We start from the raw sequence: 19,734 nt of genomic DNA, 5'->3' as shown, positions 1-19,734 counted from the left end.
TCACTGAAACCATGCCTTGATCTTATCAATCACTGAAGGCTCTGAATCGGACTGACAGCCATTATACGCTTTGGGTACCGATCCTTTGATAAAAGGCAGCTCCACGGCGCCCTGACAATACTGATGGCTACGGGCATTGGTGGCCGGATCCACCCAGGCCAGTTCAATGTTCGCACTGTTCAAGGAGCTGACCGGTTGAATGGGGACACTGCCCATAAACTGCCCCCACACCCTGAGAGCCCCACTGCTGCCGGTCAGCCGGGTTGGGCTGTTGTCATCATGCCCCAGCCAGGTGACCGCCATCAGGTTCCCGGAATACCCGGCAAACCAGCTGTCCCGCAAATCATTGGTAGTCCCGCTCTTGCCCCCGAGGCGAAGCTGTTTATCCACATATTGGTAGGCACGCCGACCGGTTCCCTCTTTCATGGCAAGGGCCAGTGCGGTGCGTAGCAGCTCCATGGGTTCCGCCTCAACAGCACGCTCTACCGACAGGCTGTAGCGCTTCAACGGCCGTCCCTGCCGATCCACCACTGCATCAATGGCTCTCAGAGGCATCCGAAAACCACCACTGGCAATGGTCTGGTACATTCTGGCAATATCGATGGGAGCCATGGAGGCAGCCCCCAGCAAAACAGAAGGGTAAGGAGGCAGCTTCTGCTCAATCCCCAGCCGTTTAAGCGTATCCAGCACTGAGTCCAGCCCAAGCTCCATCCCCGTATTCGCCGCTGCCTGATTGTAGGATTTTGCCAAAGCCAGATAAAGCGGCACCTGCCCATGGGATTTAAGGCTGTAATTCCGCGGCTCCCAGTAACCTCCCTGCCCATTTCGGATTTTAACCGCCGTATCATTGACCGGGGTCACCAGGGTGTAGCTGTAGGGCTGCTCAAGGGCGGCAAGATAGATGGCAGGCTTCAACAATGATCCCACAGGTCGTATGGCCTCAGTGGCTCGATTGAAACCCACATAACCAGGGTTTCTGTCTCCCACCACCGCCAGAAGATCACCGTTCTGGGCCGAGGTCACCACCATGGCGCCCTGAAGCTTTTTATCCCGATCCAGATCATCCAGGGTTTTACTGACACTTCGCTGGGCATGGCGCTGAATGATCGGATCCAGGTTGGTGAAGATCCTCAGGCCTTCACTGGTCAGGTCTTTTTCGTGATAGTCCTCGCGAAGTTGCTGCTTGACCAGATCAATGTAGGCTGGAAATTCATTGGTCTTGACCTGCTCACGACTCACAACCCCCAGGGGCAGCCGCTTTGATCGCTCGACTTCAGCCACCGTCGCAATCCCCTGCTCCGCCAGCACGTCCAGGACCAGGTTTCTCCGCTCCAGTGCCCGCTCAGGATAACGACGGGGATTGTACCAGGATGGGCCTTTGACCATCGCCACCAGCAACGCCGTCCGGGCCAGGTTCAACTCCTGAATGGGCTGGGCAAAATAGAACTGGCTGGCCATACCGAAGCCATGAATGGCTCGCCGTCCCTGCTGCCCCAGATAGACTTCGTTCAGGTAGGTCTCCAGTATTTCATCCTTGCTGTAGTGGAATTCCAGCAGCAAAGACATGATGGCCTCTTTGAACTTGCGACTCAGGCTGCGCTCATTGCTCAGAAAAAAGTTTTTCACCAGCTGCTGGGTGATTGTGCTTCCCCCCTGAACCACGCTGCCTGCTTTCAGGTTGACCAGCAAAGCACGGGCAATTGAGCTGGGTGATACCCCATGATGCTCATAAAAGTCACGATCTTCTATTGCCAGAAGTGCCGGTGTCAGATAGCTCGGGGCCTGGCTGGAACGAATAAGCAAACGGTCTTCATAACTGGAAGGATAAATGCCACCAATAGGCTGGGGGTCCAACCTCAACAAGGGGAGTTTATTGCCCTGCCGCCCGGTGAGACTGACCACCCGATCACCCACAAAGTCCACCCGGGCATAGCGGGATGACTCGGAGCCGTCCGGAAAATGAAACCCCCGGCTGTAAATCACAAACCGGTTAACGCTTCGGGAAAAAGTGCCCGGTCTTGTAACCTGTTGAACCGCCTGGTAGCCCTGACGTTTCAGCTGTGACTGAAGGTCACTCTGGGCAATCAGCCTGCCTTCAAACAGTTCCACCGGACGCGCAAACACCTTGGCCGGTATCGCCCACTTCTTGCCTTCAAACTGGCGGGTAACAATGGCATCCAGATAAACAGCAAAGGCACAGACCACAACCCCCAGGGTCAAACAAAGTTTGAACAGCAATGGCTTCCAGCGAACCGATCTTCCCTGCTGTTTTCTGGAGGGGGTTCTGCTTTTTTTTCGGGCTACTTTTTTGACCATGGTTCCGATTATACGCCAAGCCAACCTCTGGCCAATGGTATTTACCACTGATCAACTTAGGGAGGCTTAGCGTATACTTCTTTTATGAATAATCCCCATCAATGGCTGCAACCGACCACTCCCCCCTGCAGGCCTTCCAGGCCTTTTCTGATCATTCTGTGTGGCCTTTCCGGTTCAGGCAAAAGCACCGTCAGTGGTTTTATCGCTGAAACCTTCCAGGCAGCCTGGGTTCGTGCAGACGTTGTCCGAAGGCGCCTTTCGGGTCTATCGCCCCTGCAGTCAAGCCATGAAGCCGGCGTCGATATTTATACCCTGGAGACCAACAAAAAAACCTTTGAACAAATGGAACAGCTGGCCAGGCAGTTAATACAGGAGAGCTACCCAGTCATTATTGACTCAGCAGCCTTAAGGGTCTCTGAAAGAGACCGCTTTCTCAGTCTGGCCTCACAGCTGAACATCCCAAAATGGATTATCCAGTGTATTGCAGAAGAAACGGATCTTGAGCAGCGCCTCCGTTTACGCCGGTCCCAAAACGATGAGCCTTCGGAAGCAACAGTAGAGACTCTGCAACACCAGAAAAAATGGATTGAACCACTGACGGAACAACAACAGAAATGGCTGATATCAGTGAACACCGGCTGTGACCAATGGCAACAGGAATTGAAAAACAAGCTGACTCAATACCTGAACCCACAATGCGGACCTTCTATTTAACTCTTTTTGTAATAACTGATGACTCTATGGGAGGACTTCAAAAGTCTGGTCTATTCTTAAAGAAAAATTGATTCCTGCTTTCAGAAAAATACAGCCTCTGGCATGGACGTTAGAGTTGAACTAAGGAACCTCTATGGCGACTGATCTGATCGAATTAAAAAACCTTGGTAAAACGTCCGTACAATGGTTGAACGCTGTCGGCATCAGAACGCTCGAACAACTCCACGAAGTGGGATCAGTTGCTGCCTACTGCAAAGTGAGAGACCGGGGCTTCAAAGTTTCCAAGGTTCTTCTTTATGCCCTTGAGGGAGCACTTATTGGTACTCACTGGAACGAGCTGAACCAGGAGCACAAAGCAAAGCTGCTGAAGGCTGTTGAGGAAAACTCCTGATCCCCGCTCATCAAACACATTCCACTTAAAGACGTTTCCCGCTGCAAACCGGACAGTCCGGATCCGCCGAAAGCCCAAGGGTCTGCCAATCCATCGTGGCGCCATCAAAAATCATCAATCGGCCACTGAGGCTCCTGCCAAAACCGCTGACCAGCTTAATGGTTTCCAGAGCCTGCATGGTGCCTATGGTGCCGACCACCGGCCCTAGAATGCCTGACTCAGAGCAACTCAGTTCTTCATTGCTCTGCTCATCATAAAGACAGCGATAACAGGGCGCATCGGGCTGTCTATGGTCATATACCGCCAGCTGGCCAGACAGCCGGATGGCGGCCCCACTGACCAGTGGTGTTTCGGTTGAAACACAGGCTTCGTTGATGGCAAACCGGCTGGCAAAGTTATCGGTACAATCCAGCACTACCGTGGCCTTTTGCACCTGTTCCCTCAATGCATCCCCTTCGAGCCTGGCCTGAATACTCTCAATATGGCAGTCAGGATTGATGGCCGACAACCTCTGGGCAGCCGCTTTGACCTTAGGTAAACCCAGATCCTGGCTGGCGTATAAAAGCTGCCTTTGCAGATTGGTGATATCCACCGTATCCGGGTCAACCAGAACCAGTTCTCCGGCACCGGCACCGGCCAGATATTGGGCGGCCGGGCACCCAAGCCCTCCCAGGCCCAGAATCAGGACACGGGCATTGAGCAGCTTTTCCTGCCCCTCAATATCCACCTGGGAAAGCATGATCTGACGGCTGTATCGGAGTAACTGATCGTCGTTCATCAGGCTTCAGACTCAACAAACTCTGCGTAGGCGTCTGAATCCATCAGGTCGTTCAGTTCCCCCTCATCTTCCAGCTTCATTCTGAAAAACCAGCCGTCATTGTAAGGGTCGGTGTTGACCGTCTCAGGAGCATCCTCCAGCAGTTCATTCACCTGCATCACTTCTCCGGTCAGGGGCGCGTAGATATCAGAGGCGGCTTTGACAGACTCAACCACACCCGCCTCATCACCAGCCCCCAGGGTGGCACCTGACTCAGGCAGCTCAACAAACACGACATCCCCAAGAGACTCCTGGGCATGGTCAGTAATACCAATGGTGACGGTACCGTCATCTTCCAGTCTCACCCACTCATGGGAACGCAGATACCGTAACTCAGAAGGTATGTTACTCATTCAGAAAGTCCTCGTTTGACGCCAGTAGTCAACTTCGTTTCATGCACATATTTTCGTACATGGCAGCCTGAGGCAGGCATTCTAAACAGTTTACCCGCAAGATTACATAGCCATGGTTCGGTAATTCCGCCCATTGCCTGCCAGGGGTGCAGCTTAGCAGCTCATTGGCTTTATTCGCAGGCTTGAGCTAAATCAGGATCTGTTATGTACATGAACGTATTTGCTATGCCAGACTGGTTAAAACAAAACACAGAGTTCACCACCAGGGAAAGGAAACGTCGTCTGCCTGATAAGGCGACACGCCCTGTAAAAAAGGTTCAGGATCGAATGTCTCTCAGTAAAGTCTGCCACTGCAATCAACAGCTTCTTGCCGAGCTGTTAACCACGCTTGAAACCCTTCCTGATCCGGATTACCACCGCCCTGTCACACAGCTCGCCCCAAATACAGCCAGCCCGGTGGGAGACCATGTCCGGCATATTATAGAGTTTTATCAGGCATTCTTCCGGGGTCTTCAGCAAGGCTCTGTGGATTACGACAACCGCCCAAGAAACCCCCTTTTCGAAACGCATCGTACCCAGGCAATACAAGAGCTCATAGAGATCCAGAGACAGTTATCGGAATTATCAGGCCAATATAGCCAGGAAGGTGAAGGTCAGAAAACACTGTCACTCAATGCCAAGATCAATATCAAGGGTGAGTCCGTAACCACTCGCTCAGGAATCATCCGTGAATTATTGTTCCTGCAGAGTCACAGCATCCATCATATGGCTCTGGTGGCCGTTTTGCTGAATTTACTGGGTCGAAATCCACCAGAAGCGTTTGGACTGGCCACCTCAACACGGATTTATCGATCAAAAGCCCATAGCGAAGAAAAACAGGACGTCTCCTGATTAAACACCTTTTTTAAGCGCCTTCCTTTAAGCGACTTGGCGATGGTGGTTATAAAACCGCTGGGCACCTTCAGCTCCCATGTATTTACAGAGCGTCCGCTCATCCACTTTCACAAGGTCGACAATGATCAGGCCGTCCAGGGCATTGTTGAAATCAGGGTCCACATTGAAAGCCGCCAGCTCACCCCGGAGCTTCAGATACTGCCTCAACAACACTGGAATTCCCTTGTTGTCTTTTTCAATCTGCTGAACCAGGGACGAAAGCTGCTCTACATTCTTCAGCCCCTGTAAGTCGCCCGAGGACCAGAACTGGCCTTTGCTTTTTATGGGCACGGTTGGCCTGACCATCTCCGCCAATGCCTGGTCGGAATGATTCACCCCCAGACAACCGGCCATTAGCTGACGCGAAACCTCACTGTAATCACTGCTGATACTCACCGGCCCAAATAACACCCGGTACTGAGGGTGAGCGGCCACATAGGCACCAATACCTTTCCAGAGCAGCATCAACGCACTGAGGCTTTTCTGGTATTCAGGACGGACAAAAGAGCGCCCCATTTCCAGGCAAGTGCCCAGACGATGAATAAAGCCGGCGTGGTAACGAAACAAACTGCGGGAGTATATGCCATGGACCCCATGCTCTCTCAGAATCTGATCCACTTGTCCGATTCGATAGGCGCCAACCACTTCCTTTTTTTCACGATTCCAGAGAAAAAGGTGCAGGTAGTATTGATCATACTCATCCAGATCAAGTGCTCGCCCTGAGCCTTCTCCGACCCGCCTGAACGTTAGCTCCCGCAGCCGACCGATTTCCCGCAAGGTATAAGGAATATGCCCTGAAGCCACACAATAAACCGCCATCTCCCCCTTCTCCATCAACAGGGCATCCTCTGGCAGGGACCCTATCTCCGCCCGAACCGCCAGGCTGGAAACCGGGTCAACCAGGGGTTCCAGTGTCCGCTCTTTTTTCATGAACGACTTTGGCGGTTCCTGCTCTCTGGAGGAGAGTAGATAGGTATTCAATCGGAGGTAATTGGTCAACGCGGCATTGGAGGGTAAAGCAGCCATATCCGCCTTATCCAGGCTTTTGCCAATTCGAAAGCGGATGGTTTTGCCCCGCTTATTGATCAGCTCACGAATCAATCGAACTGTTCTCAGCCTGGGGTGAATCAGGCCCAGCATTTGGAACCACCAGCCATTGGCCCCTTCCACAAAAACCGGCGTCACGGATGCAGAAGTATTGCGGGCAATGGCTGCCGCCGTATTTCTCCATTTCGGATCACTGACTTTCTTCAACTTTGCATCAAAGCTGGATACTTCCCCTGAAGGAAATATTAACAACTGGTGTCCCTGTCTTACCCATTCTTCTGCCTGGGCGATGACCTGTCTGTTTTTTTCCCTGGCATTGGAGCCAAGCACATCCACGCCAATAAACACATCCTGCAGATCAGGAATTCGGCACAACAATTCATTGGTCAGCACTTTCACATCAGGACGGATCTGCAATAACTGGTCCGCCAGGGCAACCCCCTCGATTCCGCCAAAAGGGTGATTGGCAACCACCACCGAAGCCCCCTCCTCTGGAAGGGAAGACAGAGAGCCTGCAGTCACTCTGTAGTCCACCTCAAAAGCCTGAAGAACCCGTTTTAGAAATGCTTTGCCTTTCGCTTTACCCTTATAGCTGCCTCCACCGATTTTCAGATAAAGACGCTCAAGGGCTTTCAGACCGAGCAACCACTCTGCCAGAAACTCCAATACCCCCAGGGGTGTTACTCTTGGCAGACGAAAGGGTGAGTTCTGCATCTTATCTTCCCTGTCCTTTTATTTTTTTCAGTGAAACGATGACCTTTGAACAACCTTCTGCATTTAAAGATATGCGTACGAAATGACAGGCGAGTGAATAGAAAGTGACGGTTTGATTAACGCTCAGGCCACAAACCGTCCAGTTATGGCCTGCTCCATTAAGAAAAGATCAACCAAAAAGCTTGCGCCTGACCCTGTTGTCGGTGCGGATAAATTCAAGGACCGTAATGACCAACCCCGAAATCAAAAGCCCACAAGCCAGATAAAACAGTAAGCCATCATCATCCCCAACAACATTTCCCACTTCATCAAATACTGGCATAGCCACACCAAGAGGGGTACAAAGATGGAAATAAACAGCACCTGCCATCACACAGCTGGCCAGAGCGGCCCCATACATTCTCAGGCGGGTAAACAATAGAATGGACGCAATCAACTCAACGGTTCCAACACCATAAGCCCCATAATCCGCAAACCATTGAAAGCCGGACCAGGCACCCAACACCCCAAAAATATGAAGGGTTTCATAGGCATCGGTAAATTTAAAAAACAGGGATTGAATAAAGACCCCTGCAATAAACAGACTGAGCAACCAGATAAATCCTTTATAAACCATCATCGCCTCCTGCAATGGATTCAGAGCATTTCCGGCCAGTTTTTGTCAGCAGCCCGAATAAAGCCCGGAATATCTTCAAACCACTTTTTCTGAATACTTCCGTCATAATTCAGATAAAGCTTCTTATCCACAATTTTCCAATAATTGGGGTCCCCTGGAGCCCGCTGTTTCTTGACAGCCACAGCCCAGGCACAATAGCCCCCATATTGAGGCATATACTTTTCCGGATGACGTTTAAACAGATTAAGGTGTTCTTCAGAAGAAAAATACCACTCTGCCCCCAGGTGCTCCGCTTTAAACCGTGCACTTCCCTTCACCGCTTTTCCCTGGGTAAAGTAAGCCACCGTATCGTAGCCACTGACCGCTTTATTACTGAACCACCCTGTGTACACGTGCTTATCAGCCACAGCATGAGCACTGAATAAAAGCAGAAGAAGTGTGACGGTTCTGCCGGCTGTTGTTAAAAAAAGATGCATGGCTCTCAACCTCCTCATTCCGTTTCCGGATATTGACGAACAAGGCGTTTCTCCCGCCTCCATGCTTTGAACAGCTCTGCAAGTGAAGGGGGGGAAAATCCCCGGCGCCTGTTGATTGCTCCCAGCCGAAACAGCGTCCTGTATTGAAACAACAGCACTCTGAACGCTTCTGCCAGAGAACTCCGGCAATCCCATATATGAGCCGCTTCACTGCTGGCTCCATTGACTTCCAATATATAATAGTGCCTGCCTGTCATCAGGGTATCAATATCCCGGAAGCGAATATCAAAGCGACCGTAATAAAACTCAGGAAGGTCATCACATACCCGGTCGAAAGATTCCACCAGCTCCCGGGTAATATATTCCCGTCCATCTCTGAATATGCAACCACGACTGTGACTGCCGGTAAATGCCAGGCGAAAAGGCTGCCCCTTGGGCAACACATCATTCAACTGATCGCTGTGCCGCTTCAGGTAAAGGTGCTTCAACTGGCCCGCCCGGGGATCCTGCTCAATCAATTGCCTGAGAGTACTTACACCATTACCGGTTACATAAGGGGGGTATTTGAGGGTCAGGGAAATAATTTCACCGGTTTTACTCCCGGGATAGCGAACATAAAAAACACCGGCTTCCGCTTCATAGGGCACCAGTTTTTGCAAGACAACCCGACCGGTTTCAGGAAAAGCCTCAAGGTATCTGGCCAATTCAGCTCGATCGCTGATGGTCTGAACCCCTGCCCCCCGGCACCCCATATCCGGCTTTGCCACCAGCGGAAAATCCAGGCCAGAAGCCTGCAATTCCTGAACCGCTTTTCCCAGTCTGACCGTTGAGTCAGCCGATTCCTCCAGCACAATCCAGGGAGCCATTTTATCCCGGGCTACACCGGTTGCCATGGAATAGATATCCGACTTGGCCTCCCCAACCATACCGCTCAGTGGAATGGACGGGTTGGCAATCAGTGGCAGGCTCACTCCCCGGTGCCACAGGGACAACCCAAACCACTGGAGCGCCACTGGTATATAAAACAAGTACCCGGGCCAGAACTCAAAGAAAGAAAGAGGCCTCTCAACTTCCTGCAATTCCGGCATCCCCGGATGCACCGGCTTGTCCGGTGCCGTTTTTTGCAGGAATGAAGTCACCAGAGAAGGATTATTTAAGTCGGAAAAAACAGGCTGTTCAGAAACTGAGTCAAAGGCATCGGCATTAGCAGACGTTTCAAGTCGGACTTCCTGGGTGTTCATGACGATATTCTCCCTGAAGAGCCCCCTGGAGCAATTGTTATTCTTCTATGGATGATCAGAACCAGCAGGATAAAGACCGGAAGCAGTAACCACTTCCATTGAGCCAACTCAGACCAGAACAAGGTTCCAAAGGCAAAAAAACTGAGGAAAATAATCGCGGTCCAGATCAGAGAAGCCAGAAAGATCAAAAACAGGTACCGCCCCAACGGCAATCGAAAAGCCCCGCAGGCCACATAGGAGGGTAATCTCAGACCCGGCACCAGGCGAACCAGAAAAATCGTACTGACCATCCGCCTTTCCAGCCATTGTCCAGCCTGGCGCACTTTGTCAGTATCCAGTCTTTTATCAAGCCACTGCCATTTCCCAAGGCAGCGGCCAATACCATACAAACCGGCATCACCGGTAAAAATGCCAATAAACAGCGCCAGAAAAGCCAGCTCAGGAAGGATAATGCCATCAGCGCTCATTAATGCCGCTGAAATAATGGCAGCATCCTCGAGAATATAAGTGGCAAGGACAATAATACCTGCCAAAGCCCAGGGATGACTGGAAAACTTCAGAAGAAATTCAGTCATTCATCTGCCTTCTGCCCACTTTTCATACTTCGCCGATGGCGCCATAAAAGCCTCCCTGCATTCTAATTTTGAAGGACTCCTGTCTATCAACCATACTTTTTTTTAATATGGAAATACAGCTAATACCCACCATGAAGAAAAATCTTATTTTAAAGACGGTCATTATTTACTTTGGGCTTTTAGCCCACCCTATACTGGCCTATGACTCACCACCTCCCTCCAGATTGATTATTGGCTTTCATGACAAAGCATTTGAGGAGCTGGGAGGAGCTGTTGAGGCAACGCAGTTCATCATAAAAAACATTAATTCCCAGTGGAAAGAGAAACAGCCTGTTGAAATCTCTCTGATCAGGTCTATTGGTAATAGCGCTATTCTGGTGGAAGTCGATAACCCGACCCCATTCCGGATCCGGAGAATCATCAGCAAGCTGATACAAATGAAACGTATTCGTTACGTCAACCCGGACAGGCAAATGAAAATCATGCCTCTGGCCAATCCAAAATAACCAGAAGGGAAAAAGACATCTAACCGTATTTTATAGTCATTTTTACAGCCAGGCGTTCTCAATTAAAGAAGCTCTTTTAAGCCAGGGACTTCAGGAAAGACAAGGTAATCACTCTCATGAAAACAAGGATCGTTTTATTACTCGCTCTTACCGCAGTTATGGATAAAAGCTGGGCAGAAGCCAATAATGAGCCCCTTATTCTGAACAGCACGGACCAGATTATTGTGCGTTATCACCCCAAGCCTACAGAGGGCAATGCCATTGCTTTTATAAAACATGGCGTGACCTACGGAGGCTTTGGTGTAGCAGCAGGCAAGATAAGGGACGTCCTGGAAATAGGCACACAGCTGAAAATAGATGAAGTCACCTCTCTATCGAGAGGGCTGGAAGACGATCCTCAGGTAGCCTATGCAGAACCGGACTTGATCATGCAGACTTTACGGGTGCCAAACGATACCCGTTACAACGAGCAATGGCACTATTTTGAACCCATTGCCGGAATCAATATGCCTGAAGCCTGGGATATCACCACCGGTCACCCCGCAGTGGTTGCAGCAGTCATCGATACCGGCATGACGGACCACCAGGACATTAAAGCCAATCTGGTACCAGGCTATGACTTTATCTCCAACGCCTGGTCAGCCAATGATGGCGATGGCTGGGACAGTAACCCATCGGATATGGGGGACTCCATCCAGCCAGGTGACTGCGGCGTCAGTGATGGCAATCTGATCCCCATGAATGCCAGCTCGAGTAGCTGGCATGGTGTTCACGTAATGGGTACCATTGGTGCTGTCTCAAACAATGGTCAGGACGTAGCAGGTGTTTCCTGGCAATCCCGGGTCATGCCCTTGAGGGCCCTGGGACGCTGTGGTGGTTACCTGTCTGACATTGTTTCTGCCATGGAGCATGCAGCAGGCAGCCGCAAAGGCCGGCTTCGCACAGTCCCGGAAAACCCACATATGGTATCGGTGGTGAATATGAGTCTGGGGGGAGAGGCGCTGGGCTGCCCACGAAGTTACCAGGACGCCATTGATCTTCTGGTGGCCAATAATATTACGGTGGTGGTTGCGGCAGGAAACGAAAGGCGCAATGCTGCATTTTCAACCCCTGCCAATTGCCGAAATGTCATTGTCGTCGGAGCGACCAACCGCAGAGCCAACCTCAGCTGGTACTCCAATTTTGGCAATCAGGTGGATATTTCAGCACCCGGCGGAGAAACCCGGTTTCAGGGCAATGGCATCCTGTCGCTGTCCAACTCAGGACTCACAGATCCAGCAATAAACACTCTCAGCTACTACCAGGGCACCAGTATGGCTGCACCCCACGTCACTGGAGTGATCGCCTTAAGCTATGCCATTAATCCCGAGATCTCCCCCCAGCGTCGTGAAGCACTGTTAAAAGAGACCGCCAGGCCTTTTCCAGGAGGGAGCACCTGCTCTAAATCCAGATGCGGTGCCGGTATTATCGATGCTGCCGCGTTCCTGAGGGCTGTTCAAAAAGAGCCCTGATGCCAGGGAATTTATTCGTCCAACTGGACAGATTTCAGCTAGGTTTTAAGTAAGACTGTTTTTAAAGACAATCAGACCGCAGAGTTCCCCAGCAGTGTTCTCTGCCATGCTTTCCACGGAGCGGAGATTTGAAAGTACATCACCCCTTACTGCTGGCAGGTTTTTTTTCATCACTGCTTTACCCCTCATCACTGATCTGGGCCGACCATGATCTGGAAAAACCGGAGGAAGAGGATGCCTTTCTTGAGCTGAGTCTGGAAGAGTTGATCTCCCTGGAAGTACCTGATGTCACTTCGGTTTCCGGTCGAAAACAGCGCCTGATGGACTCAGCGGCTGCTGTTTATGTCATCACCGATGAAGATATTCAACGTTCCGGCGTGACTTCTATACCGGAGGCTCTCAGGATGGTTCCAGGAGTCCAGGTAGCTCGCCTTAACGGAAACACCTGGTCCATCAGCACCCGGGGATTCAACTACATCTTCGCCAATAAGCTGTTGGTGCTGATTGATGGGCGCACCGTATACTCCCCTCTGTTCTCAGGGGTCAACTGGGATGTTCAGGACACGATGCTGGAGGACATTGCCCGGATTGAAGTCATCCGGGGTCCCGGGGCTGCCCTCTGGGGAGCCAACGCGGTCAACGGTGTCATTAACATCATCACCAAGCACGCGGCTGATACTCAGGGGGGGTTGCTATCCGCAGGTATCGGCACTGAAGAAAAGGCCTTCGGCGCTTACCGCTATGGGGGGCAGTTCGGCGACGATGGCTTCTACAGGGTCTACTTCAAATCCTTCAAACGTGATGGGCTGGCCAACTCTCCGGCATTGAATGAGAAGAATGTGTCTGCCGCCGATGACTGGCACATCAACCGGGCCGGCTTTCGCACCGACTGGCTGACCCAGAGGGGAGCCAGCATCAATATTCAGGGTGAAATTTACCAGGGCAGTACCAGGCCACCTTTAAAGCTATTTAATCGAAACACTTTGGAAGATGAAATCGTCACCCATCAATCCAGGGACCAGAAAGGCGGTCACCTGATTGGCAATTATAAAGAAACGCTGGATGATGGCAGTGATGTTTCCATAAGAGCCTATTACGACCGGTATGAAAGTTTCGACTTCAGAATTACGGAAAAACGGGATACCGGGGATCTGGAAATTCAACATCATATCAGGCCCTGGGAGCACCACGACCTGACCTGGGGGCTGGGATACCGGGTGACAGGATACAACCTCAGCGATATGGATTATTACATCACCACACCCCAGGCTTCTCGAACCGATCAACTGTACAGCGCATTTATTCAGGACAGTATCACACTCTCCCCCCAGTGGAGTCTGACACTCAGCTCTCGCTTTGAGCACAATGACTTCACCGGGTATGAGTTTCAACCCAATGCCAGAATGACCTGGAAAGCCACCGAGGACCGAACCTTCTGGGCTTCTGTTTCACGGGCCGTAAAAACCCCTTCCATCAGTGAGGATTCCGTCACCACCCGGGGTATTAATTTCCTTACCGAGGATATGATCAACCCTTTGCTGACCTCCATATCCCGCCCACCCTACATGATGAGTATTTCGGGCAATGAGAACCTGAAGTCAGAAACCCTGACCTCTTTTGAACTGGGTTATCGAGAGCAGTTCCATGACACTTTCCGGTTGGATGTCACCGCCTTTCTCAATCAGTACGATGATATTCTGGCTTACGTAGCCAAGGGCACCTGCCTGGAAGATACAACAACTGTCTCTTTTAACTCACCCTCTGGCCCGGTGGACCTCTGCGTGGTTTCAGGCACCCTGGGCGTAGACGCCATACTGGAGTTCCCAACCACCTTCACCAACGGCCTGAGTGCCAAAACCTACGGCATAGAGGTGGTTGCCGACTGGCAAGTGAAAGACTGGTGGAAACTCCAGGCTAATTTCAGCAACCTGCAGGTGGATGCCCGATCCTATCAGGACGAGATTTACCACAAAGAAAATGAGATCCTGATTGAAGAGCTCAGCGCGGCCAATACCGCCAATTTAAGGTCCAGCATGAATCTTCCGAATCAATGGTATCTGGATATCTGGGCCCGCTATATGGATAACCTCACCAATGCCAGGATTGGCGCCTACACCGCACTGGATGTAAGAGTTGCCAGAAAGTTTGGAGAGAATCTGGAGCTGTCACTGGTCGGGCAAAACCTGTTCGACCGGCAGCGACTGGAGTTCAGCGAAATATTCAGTGGCCTGGGCGCAACCGAAGTGCAGGAAGCCTGGTACCTGCAACTGCGCTGGCAACATTAATCGGATGAAGGAGAGCAGCTTCATGCCGATCATCAAGCCCTTGCTGATAAGCGCGACCACCTTAAGAGTGGCCATTACCGCCTTAGTATTACTGACCCTGTTCAGCCCGCCTGGAGCTGCCACTACCAAGGAAGACAAAGTCAAAGCCGCCATTATTTACAAGTTGACCAAGTTTGTCTCCTGGCCTGCCAAAAAGCAGACCCTGGCACTGTGCATCATTGGCAGTGGCCCTATCAATCAGGAGCTACTGAAAATCAACCATAAATACAGCCTCGGCCGACGTATTTCGGTCACCCATAAAGCCCCTACCGCCCCCCTGGATAAACTCTGCGACCTTGTTTTTATCCACAGCACCGATATCAAAACCACACTGGATGTCACCCGTCGACTCAAAAACAAACCGGTGCTGACCATCAGCGACAACGACAACTTTGCCAACCAGGGAGGCATGATTGGCCTTTACCGGACTGGAAGCCGCATTCGCTTTGCCATCAGCCAGAGCGCAACTCAGGGAACCGGCCTGACCATTGACTCCCAGCTGATCGGAATGGCCAAACGGACCAAATAACCTTCATGGTGACCTTCCGGAACCTCCCGATCAAGCGTAAGCTGAGATACGCTATGCTGCTGACAGCCTATGCAGTCCTGCTGGTCACCCTCTCCTTCCAAACCATCAGTGACCTGCTGAAATCACGCTCACTGATGGTCAGCAACCTGGAAACCATGGCTGAAGTCATTGGCGCCAATGCAGAAGCCGCCTTGATGTTTGAAGACACCGCATCCGCTGAAAGGCTGCTCAGTGGTTTCACCCATGCTTCTGATATCGAAAACGCCTACCTCCTGAACAGCACCGGAGAAAGAATCGCCGCTTTTTATCGCAGTAAGAAACTGCCCTGGGCCTTTACGCTGAATGACTTGAATCAGCCGGTCACCCTGTTCAGCAAAACCCGGCTGCACCTATACCGCCCCATTGTCATGGATGGTCAGCTGATCGGTGCCATTTACATCCAATCGAGCTTATCCCAGCTCTATCTGCAACTGACCCAGAACCTTTTACTGGCCCTCCTGGCCGCCTTGATTTCGGTCATCCTGGCTGCCCTGATCAGCTCCCGGCTGCAAAAGCTTCTGGCCCGGCCCATCACTGAGCTGGCAGACACCATCAGCGATATCACCCGAAATCAGCACTACGACCGCCATGTCACTAAATTCAACCAGGATGAAATTGGCCAGCTCTACGACTGTTTCAATGAAATGATGACCCAGGTAAAAGAGCGGGACCAGCGGCTCCAGCAACACCGCGAAAACCTGGAGACCGCGGTTAGGGACCGAACCCATGAACTGGACATAACCAACAAAGAGCTGAAAGAAAACATCTCTGAACTGCACGAGGCCAAAGAGGCAGCCCTGGATGCCGCCAAAGCCAAAAGCTCATTTCTCGCCAATATGAGCCATGAAATCCGGACCCCCATGAACGGGGTTCTTGGTATGCTTGACCTGATGCGGGATACAGAGCTCAATCGAACACAAAGTGACTTTCTGGAAACCGCTCATTCTTCCGCCGACTCCCTGCTGCAAATCATCAATGACATTCTCGACTTCTCCAAAATCGAAGCGGGAAAAATGGAAATTGAACGTATTGATATCAGCGTGATCGATATCTGCGAAGACATCTGTGCACTCCTGGCCAGAAAAGCCCATGAGAAAAAGCTTGAGCTGAATTGCCTCACCGATGTCGACCTTCCACGAATCGTCAAAGGTGACCCGGTCAGGCTTCGTCAGGTGCTGACCAACCTGGTGGGTAATGCCGTTAAATTCACATCGGTGGGGGAGGTTACGGTTCGGGTCAATCTGGTAGAGCGGGAAGGTAACACTGCCAGAATCGAGTTTTCCGTTGAGGATACCGGTATTGGTATTCCTGAAGCCATATTACCAACCCTGTTTACCGAATTTACCCAGGCCGACGGCAGCACCACCCGCAAATTCGGGGGTACCGGGCTGGGCCTCACCATATCACGCCAGCTGGTTGAACTGATGGGCGGCCATATATCCGTTGTCAGTGCCGAAAAACTGGGGTCCACGTTCTCTTTTGTTCTGGAAATGGAAGTATCCAGTAGCCGTCCTCTGAAAAAAGGCTCAGCCCAGTCACTGGATGGAATCAGAGCCCTTATTGTTGATGACAACGCCACTAACCGGGAAATACTCCGCCACTATCTGACGGCCTGGGGAATGGATCATGATGAAGTGGAAGACGGCCCATCCGCCCTTAAACGCCTGCGACAAGCACAATCTACCCATAAGCCTTTTCAGCTGGTCTTTCTCGACATGGACATGCCATCCATGGATGGTCTGATGCTGTCTGCAGCGATTGAGGAAGACCCTCAATTGAACCCTCTTCGAAGAATCATGCTGAGTTCAGCGGGATTCATCTCCCAAAAAGCTCAGAAGAAGGCCGGTATATCTGCCTGTCTCAGCAAACCTTTTCGCCAGTCACGGTTGCTGGATGCCACCCTTCAGGTCATGCATCACCACAGAGCAGGTCAAGACACAGCCCTGGAAGAAACGCAGAAAGAGGATCCACCTTTGTTTTCTGACAGTATTCGCTTACTGCTGGTGGAAGACAATGTCGTCAACCAGAAAGTCGCCATCAGTATGCTGGGCAAACTGGGCCTGAGCACTATTGATATAGCGGAGGATGGCAAAGAGGCTGTAGCCATGCACCGGAAGCACACTTATGACCTGATACTGATGGATTGCCAGATGCCGGAAATGAGCGGCTATGAAGCCACAGGCATCATTCGACAGAATGAGTTGACCCGGCAAACCTCCCGCCTTCCGATCATTGCCATGACCGCCAATGCGATGCCCGGTGACCGGGAAAAGTGCATAGCCTCTGGCATGGATGACTACTTGAGCAAACCCATCAAAATGGATGGACTGAAAGAAATGCTGGCGCACTGGCTGGTGAAAGACAACCGGGCACCGGGGGAAAAGCAAGATGGGAACATAACGGATCCTGAGTATCCACAGGACCAGAAGCACACAGAAACCTCCAGGCTAACAGACGACAGCCAGGCCATGATTGACCTGGATACCTACCGGGCCCTGGAGGACATTATGGAAGAGGAATTTTCAGCCCTGATAGACAGCTATGTTGAAGATGCCCCGAAGCTGCTTGCGGATATCCAATCCTCTTCCCGTGATGCCGACACCAAAGTGCTTATCAGAGCAGCTCATACACTGAAATCCAGCAGCAATAATATTGGAGCCAATGTACTTGCTGATATTGCCAAAGAGATTGAACTCCAGGCCAAAGACCATTTGCTCAAAGAAGCCTCAGCTTTGATCCCCTCTCTGGAGCAGACACTGAATAAGACCACCGCCGTTTTATATGAAATGAAAAAGCAGTAAAAAGGGGCAGGATTCTATTGCCCCAATAGTCGTCACTATATAGACGCTTATGATGAACCTGTTGCTTAACGAAGATTGTTATAGAATGAGTCTACCCAGGCATCCACTAAAGGCCTCAGCTGCTCTGCAGAGCTTTTCTTAAAGTCACTCATATCAATCGGGCCATACTGGATCCCCCCCACCAGGGCAACAACCTGTTCTCCCGACTGGCTGTCGACCAGCTCACCTTCTTCAATAATATTGAGTACCTTATCCCTCAAGCCCGTCAGCTCACCAATACCATTAATGACAAGCCCATAAGGCAGGTATTGGTAGAACTCCAGCTCTTTCATGCTCAGCTCGCCACCGGTGATCGCTACCCTGAGCCGCAAGGTGTCTGGGCCAGGCTGATCCGTCAGCGTGTATTTAAGCTTCATTCGCTCTGTGAGCCTTTCATGAAAGTAGTTCATCAGCATGGCAGAGCGTTCAGCCTTGACCTGCCAACGTTCTCGAGTCTCCTCACTGATGTGTATTACAACCGGCTCAACAATCACCTTGCTGTAACGCCGCATCTTCCATCGTCTTGCCTTGTACCCTAAAAACTTGGCCTTTTCCTGCTCTGGCAGTGGCGCAAGCTTTGAGTAATCCGATAAAAAACCACTGTTGGTTTCCGATACCCTGGGCCCGCTGGCGCAGGCAACCAGCAGAAAGCTGAGCATGATGACCGGCAGACCCGGCAATACTCTCATGACGCCACCCATGAAAAACTCCTTGAACTAGGCATAAATAAACGGGTAAGAAGAACATATACCCGTCTTCAGTGCCAATATTTTCTTTGCCAACTGGCTCTATCTTTCAAAACAAAAAAGGCCCTCTATTTACTAATACTTTGTCGTACAAATAAGACTCAAGCCTGTTTTCGTCCCTATGCTGTTCACTGAGTAAAGAACGATCATTCATGATGACCTACAATCCCTATAATCCCCATAAATGCCATAGGATTACATTGTGGATACTGTATCGTTTCTACTGTTTCAGGCACTTGTTTTCGCCGTCTACGGATTCATTATTTTTATTTCAGCCCGCTTACTGCCCGGTGTTGAGATAAAAGGCTATCAGCACGCCGTGATCGTGGCTCTGGTACTGACTTTCCTGAACCTTCTGGTCAAGCCCATTCTTTCATTTCTGGCGTTCCCGATTACGGTTCTGACCTTAGGGCTTTTCACCTGGGTCATTAATGCCCTTATTCTGGTTTTCGCCAGCAACCTGGTTGATGGTTTTGAAATACGCAATTTTGGCTGGGCCCTGATCATGAGCCTGGTGATGGGAGCGCTGAAAGCACTGGCTTTTCTCTCTTTTCCTTATTTGATGCTCCATTAAGCAACTGGAGGCGCTGGGTGAGAGCATCTTATTTTGCCCATAACAAAAACCCCAACCGATTGCTCGATTGGGGTTTTTCAGCCTTGAGCGAACCCAAGGTAAATAGTGGTGCCTGGCGATGACCTACTCTCACATGGGGAAACCCCACACTACCATCGGCGATCCGTCATTTCACTACTGAGTTCGGGATGGGATCAGGTGGTTCTAACGCTCTATGGTCGCCAGGCGAAAAAGTTGTGGAAACCCAAAATGCTGAATTCTGTTCTTGCTTAACACTCATCTATGTATGGCGTACGACCTCCAGGGATGGAGGAAGTGCTGAAAATCGTCTGGAACGATTTCAGTAAATCGCTTTGGCGTTATATGGTCAAGCCGCACGAGTCATTAGTATTGGTTAGCTCAATGCCTCACAGCACTTACACACCCAACCTATCAACGTCATAGTCTTTAACGGCTCTTCAGGGACCTCTAA

The 19,734-nt window shown here is 51.0% G+C and carries 18 protein-coding genes and 2 rRNA genes; 9 read left to right on the top strand and 11 right to left on the bottom strand.

The window, feature by feature from the left end; all coding sequences use genetic code 11:
* Nucleotides 1-2,316: a penicillin-binding protein 1B gene (mrcB, locus tag ACNRUY_RS13195; protein WP_488112109.1), complete on the bottom strand. Its 2,316-nt coding sequence runs from the start codon at nucleotides 2,314-2,316 to the stop codon at nucleotides 1-3.
* An 84-nt stretch (nucleotides 2,317-2,400) separates the two neighbouring features.
* Here mrcB and ACNRUY_RS13190 point away from each other — a divergent pair, with 84 nt between their 5' ends.
* Nucleotides 2,401-3,030 (top strand): P-loop nucleotide/nucleoside kinase family protein, encoded by a 630-nt coding sequence (locus ACNRUY_RS13190; RefSeq protein ID WP_488112108.1) that lies wholly within the window; start codon nucleotides 2,401-2,403, stop codon nucleotides 3,028-3,030.
* Between the two features lie 133 nt (nucleotides 3,031-3,163).
* A complete protein-coding gene (locus tag ACNRUY_RS13185) occupies nucleotides 3,164-3,421 on the top strand; it encodes a TfoX/Sxy family protein (protein ID WP_488112107.1) in 258 nt (85 codons plus the stop codon).
* A gap of 25 nt (nucleotides 3,422-3,446) precedes the next feature.
* Here the strand turns inward: ACNRUY_RS13185 and ACNRUY_RS13180 are convergent, their stop codons facing one another.
* Complete coding sequence (locus ACNRUY_RS13180; RefSeq protein WP_488112106.1) at nucleotides 3,447-4,199, bottom strand: HesA/MoeB/ThiF family protein; 753 nt, start codon at nucleotides 4,197-4,199, stop codon at nucleotides 3,447-3,449.
* Complete coding sequence (gcvH, locus tag ACNRUY_RS13175; RefSeq protein ID WP_488112105.1) at nucleotides 4,199-4,591, bottom strand: glycine cleavage system protein GcvH; 393 nt, start codon at nucleotides 4,589-4,591, stop codon at nucleotides 4,199-4,201. The genes ACNRUY_RS13180 and gcvH overlap by 1 nt, the downstream gene beginning before the upstream one ends.
* A gap of 210 nt (nucleotides 4,592-4,801) precedes the next feature.
* Here gcvH and ACNRUY_RS13170 point away from each other — a divergent pair, with 210 nt between their 5' ends.
* Nucleotides 4,802-5,482: a DinB family protein gene (locus tag ACNRUY_RS13170; RefSeq protein ID WP_488112104.1), complete on the top strand. Its 681-nt coding sequence runs from the start codon at nucleotides 4,802-4,804 to the stop codon at nucleotides 5,480-5,482.
* 27 nt (nucleotides 5,483-5,509) lie between these two features.
* On the opposite strand, the gene ACNRUY_RS13165 is transcribed toward ACNRUY_RS13170, so the two are convergent.
* The 5 genes from ACNRUY_RS13165 to ACNRUY_RS13145 form a co-directional block, all read right to left on the bottom strand.
* On the bottom strand, nucleotides 5,510-7,285 hold the full coding sequence (locus ACNRUY_RS13165) for a bifunctional lysophospholipid acyltransferase family protein/GNAT family N-acetyltransferase (RefSeq protein WP_488112103.1): 1,776 nt from the start codon (nucleotides 7,283-7,285) through the stop codon (nucleotides 5,510-5,512).
* A gap of 169 nt (nucleotides 7,286-7,454) precedes the next feature.
* A complete protein-coding gene (locus ACNRUY_RS13160; RefSeq protein ID WP_488112102.1) occupies nucleotides 7,455-7,901 on the bottom strand; it encodes a MauE/DoxX family redox-associated membrane protein in 447 nt (148 codons plus the stop codon).
* A gap of 20 nt (nucleotides 7,902-7,921) precedes the next feature.
* Nucleotides 7,922-8,377: a YHS domain-containing (seleno)protein gene (locus ACNRUY_RS13155; RefSeq protein WP_488112101.1), complete on the bottom strand. Its 456-nt coding sequence runs from the start codon at nucleotides 8,375-8,377 to the stop codon at nucleotides 7,922-7,924.
* A 14-nt stretch (nucleotides 8,378-8,391) separates the two neighbouring features.
* Nucleotides 8,392-9,618 carry a D-alanine--D-alanine ligase gene (locus tag ACNRUY_RS13150; RefSeq protein WP_488112100.1) on the bottom strand — a complete coding sequence of 409 codons (1,227 nt, stop codon included), beginning with the start codon at nucleotides 9,616-9,618 and terminating at the stop codon, nucleotides 8,392-8,394.
* On the bottom strand, nucleotides 9,615-10,193 hold the full coding sequence (locus ACNRUY_RS13145) for a DedA family protein (RefSeq protein ID WP_488112099.1): 579 nt from the start codon (nucleotides 10,191-10,193) through the stop codon (nucleotides 9,615-9,617). Before ACNRUY_RS13145 ends, ACNRUY_RS13150 begins: the two co-directional genes overlap by 4 nt.
* Before the next feature lie 131 nt (nucleotides 10,194-10,324).
* Here ACNRUY_RS13145 and ACNRUY_RS13140 point away from each other — a divergent pair, with 131 nt between their 5' ends.
* The 5 genes from ACNRUY_RS13140 (at nucleotide 10,325) to ACNRUY_RS13120 (ending at nucleotide 17,903) form a co-directional block, all read left to right on the top strand.
* A complete protein-coding gene (locus ACNRUY_RS13140) occupies nucleotides 10,325-10,699 on the top strand; it encodes a hypothetical protein (RefSeq protein ID WP_488112098.1) in 375 nt (124 codons plus the stop codon).
* A gap of 116 nt (nucleotides 10,700-10,815) precedes the next feature.
* Entirely contained in the window at nucleotides 10,816-12,210 is a 1,395-nt protein-coding gene (locus ACNRUY_RS13135) for a S8 family peptidase (protein WP_488112097.1), read from the top strand.
* Nucleotides 12,211-12,338: 128 nt separating this feature from the next.
* On the top strand, nucleotides 12,339-14,495 hold the full coding sequence (locus ACNRUY_RS13130) for a TonB-dependent receptor plug domain-containing protein (RefSeq protein WP_488112096.1): 2,157 nt from the start codon (nucleotides 12,339-12,341) through the stop codon (nucleotides 14,493-14,495).
* A 22-nt stretch (nucleotides 14,496-14,517) separates the two neighbouring features.
* Nucleotides 14,518-15,063 carry a YfiR family protein gene (locus ACNRUY_RS13125; RefSeq protein ID WP_488112095.1) on the top strand — a complete coding sequence of 182 codons (546 nt, stop codon included), beginning with the start codon at nucleotides 14,518-14,520 and terminating at the stop codon, nucleotides 15,061-15,063.
* A gap of 53 nt (nucleotides 15,064-15,116) precedes the next feature.
* Complete coding sequence (locus ACNRUY_RS13120) at nucleotides 15,117-17,903, top strand: response regulator (RefSeq protein WP_488112094.1); 2,787 nt, start codon at nucleotides 15,117-15,119, stop codon at nucleotides 17,901-17,903.
* A gap of 65 nt (nucleotides 17,904-17,968) precedes the next feature.
* Here the strand turns inward: ACNRUY_RS13120 and ACNRUY_RS13115 are convergent, their stop codons facing one another.
* Nucleotides 17,969-18,643: a DUF3313 domain-containing protein gene (locus ACNRUY_RS13115; protein WP_488112093.1), complete on the bottom strand. Its 675-nt coding sequence runs from the start codon at nucleotides 18,641-18,643 to the stop codon at nucleotides 17,969-17,971.
* A 247-nt stretch (nucleotides 18,644-18,890) separates the two neighbouring features.
* On the opposite strand from ACNRUY_RS13115, the gene ACNRUY_RS13110 reads away from it, so the two are divergent.
* Entirely contained in the window at nucleotides 18,891-19,262 is a 372-nt protein-coding gene (locus tag ACNRUY_RS13110; RefSeq protein ID WP_488112092.1) for a phage holin family protein, read from the top strand.
* 110 nt (nucleotides 19,263-19,372) lie between these two features.
* On the opposite strand, the gene rrf is transcribed toward ACNRUY_RS13110, so the two are convergent.
* A 5S ribosomal RNA gene (gene rrf, locus ACNRUY_RS13105) occupies nucleotides 19,373-19,488 on the bottom strand.
* A 137-nt stretch (nucleotides 19,489-19,625) separates the two neighbouring features.
* Nucleotides 19,626-19,734, bottom strand: a 23S ribosomal RNA gene (locus tag ACNRUY_RS13100); the annotation flags it as partial.

This window comes from Endozoicomonas sp. Z74, from assembly GCF_057680865.1.
Note: the sequence above shows the minus strand (reverse complement) of the source record. Positions and strands in the feature narration are given on the sequence as shown.